We start from the raw sequence: 2,547 nt of genomic DNA, 5'->3' as shown, positions 1-2,547 counted from the left end.
ACAAGAGTGCGAAAACTTCTTCAGGGCGGCCGGGTATGTTGCAGATTAGATGGACGATGCTCTAGAGCGCCGTCCTAGAGCGCTCCCAAACTTTTTGGATTCAGGATTCCAAAATTTCTTGATCTGTGATTCTGTATCTTTGAGGCAGATATGGGGGTCACAAATGGGCAAGCCACATCCTCTGGAGTTGCGGGAGCGCGTTGTTGCTTTTGTTGAAGAAGGCAACACGCACCGTGCGACAGCGGCGCATTTCCGGGTTTCGATCAAATTCGTCAACGATATGGTCAATCTCAAACGTGAGACTGGGTCGCTTGCACCGAAGCGGCAGGGCAATGGCGGGTGGAGCAAGTTAGGGCCATACGAGGATTGGGTGCGTGCCCGCCTTGTCGGGAAAAGCGATCTGACGCAGGAAGCCCTAGCGCGGGAGGTTCACGAAGAGCACGGGCTGCGCGTTGCTGTTTCAACAATCGGCTATTGGCTGCACCGGCTTGGTCTGACGCACAAAAAAAGACCTGCGCGCAGCTGAGCAGATGCGCCCTGATGTGGCGCGGGATCGCGCGTTCTGGATCGCGCGGCGTCAGCCGTTCATGCGGCAATTCCTGCACCGACTGGCGTTCATTGATGAAACTTCGTTAAAAACCAACATGATCAAGACGACCGGTTGGGCACCGCGTGGAGCGCGCCTGATCGATCACGTGCCATGGGGCCACTGGAACACGCAGACCTTCATCGCCGCGCTCCGCCAAGACCGGCTCGACGCACCCTGGGTGATCAAGGGAGCAATAGATCGGGACCTGTTCGATCTCTACATCGAAACCCAGCTTGCGCCGACACTCACCCCCGGTGATGTGGTCATCCTCGACAATCTGGCGACCCATAAATCGGCAAAATCGCAGGACCTGTTGAAGGCTCAAAACAACTGGCTGCTGTTCCTGCCCAAATACAGCCCCGATCTGAACCCCATCGAGATGGCATTCTCAAAACTAAAAGCCCTGATCAGAAAAGCCGCCGCCCGAACCTACGATGACCTCTGGCGCGCCATTGGAAACGTCTGCAACCTCTTCTCAGACGAAGAATGCTACAACTTCTTCAAGGCAGCAGGATATGAAACCAATTAAATTGGTAACGCTCTAGGTCACGGCAAACCGTCGAAGAATGCCAGAAATTTGGTGTTTTAGATGCGGCTGATCAATCTGGACACGTCTCAACCCTCAGCGTTCGCAAGTGAAAGATGGCAAGCAGCGGACTGTGTTCCCTGCATGTGGCGCAGCTCTGGTTCACTTTGCCGGCACAACTCGGTGGCCAACGGGCACCGCGTATTGAATTTGCAGCCGGGTGGCGGGTTGATCGGCGATGGAAGATCACCTTTCAGGCGGGTTCTGTCGCGCTTTCCTGCAGTCTTCTCAAGATGCGGTACTGAAGAAAGCAGCGCTCTTGTATAGGGATGTATGGGATTTTCCAGGACCTCCCGCGTCTCGCCTTCCTCGACAATCTTGCCCAGATACATCACCGCAATGCGGTCGCTGACGTATCCAATCACTGAAATGTCGTGCGAGATGAACAGATAGGTCAGACCCAACTCCTGCTTCATCTCGTCCAGAAGCTCGACGATCTGCGCCTGAATCGACACATCCAGCGCAGATACCGGTTCGTCGCAGACGACGAATTTCGGCTTCATGATTAACGCCCGGGCGATCCCGATCCGCTGGCGCTGACCGCCTGAAAACTGGTGCGGATAGCGGTTGAGATGACCAGAGTTCAGCCCTACGCGATTGAGCATGTCTACGACCCGATCCTCCAAATCGCTGCCCGTTGCAAGAGCATGAATTCTCATCGGCTTCGCCACGATTTCGCCCACTGTCAGGCGCGGATTGAGTGATGCGTATGGGTCTTGAAATATGATCTGCATTCGCCGCCGCATCGCCTTGAGGTCGCTGGCGTCAAGCGCCGTGACGTCTGTGCCGTCAAACAGAACCTGCCCCGCCGTCGGTTCGTGCAGGCGCAAGATGGCGCGGCCAAGGGTGCTTTTGCCGCAACCAGATTCACCGATCAGCCCTAAAGTCTTGCCTTCGCCGATGCCGAGATCGACACCATTGACCGCCTGCACCAAAGCGCCTGGGTTACCGGTTATCCGGCCTAATAGTCCACGGCGATCATCGAAATGTTTCACGAGTCCGCTTATTGCAAGAAGGTCAGACATCGCTGCCTCCTGCGAGCCCGGGAGCGATGCAGCGCACTTGCCGCCCGGCACCGCAATCCTGCATCGCGATGAGGTCTCGGCAGCTGGCTTGCGCCCGCGTGCAGCGATCCATGAACCGGCATTGATCGGGCAAGTCGATCAGTTCCGGCACAGTGCCCTTGATAGGTTCGATCCGCCGCGACAGGTCCGACAAACGCGGAATCGAACGTAGGAGGCCTTGGGTATAGGGGTGCTGCGGGGTCGCGATCACCGCTCCTGTCGGACCGTTTTCGACGACCTGGCCAGCATACATTACAACCACATTGTCGCAATATTCCGCGACCACGCCAAGATCATGGGTGATCAGG

General features: G+C 56.5%; 3 protein-coding genes. 1 reads left to right on the top strand and 2 read right to left on the bottom strand.

The window, feature by feature from the left end:
* The first annotated feature begins 163 nt into the window (after nt 1–163).
* Nucleotides 164–1,118 (top strand): IS630 family transposase gene (locus Q1B15_RS05110; protein WP_299751109.1). Its coding sequence is split into 2 segments (ribosomal slippage): nt 164–502 and nt 504–1,118, totalling 954 coding nucleotides; the frame shifts between segments, so codons are not numbered across the junction.
* A gap of 86 nt (nt 1,119–1,204) precedes the next feature.
* On the opposite strand, the gene Q1B15_RS05105 is transcribed toward Q1B15_RS05110, so the two are convergent.
* Together Q1B15_RS05105 and Q1B15_RS05100 are read right to left on the bottom strand one after the other, a co-directional pair.
* Nucleotides 1,205–2,200, bottom strand: coding sequence for an oligopeptide/dipeptide ABC transporter ATP-binding protein (locus Q1B15_RS05105; RefSeq protein WP_299751106.1), 996 nt, complete (start codon nt 2,198–2,200; stop codon nt 1,205–1,207).
* The coding region (locus tag Q1B15_RS05100) for an oligopeptide/dipeptide ABC transporter ATP-binding protein (RefSeq protein ID WP_366141677.1) at nt 2,193–2,547 on the bottom strand (355 nt) is incomplete at its 5' end. The genes Q1B15_RS05100 and Q1B15_RS05105, both read right to left, overlap by 8 nt.

It is taken from the genome of uncultured Boseongicola sp. (genome assembly GCF_937988555.1).
GTDB lineage: Bacteria > Pseudomonadota > Alphaproteobacteria > Rhodobacterales > Rhodobacteraceae > Boseongicola.
This window is presented reverse-complemented; position numbering and strand designations above follow the sequence as displayed.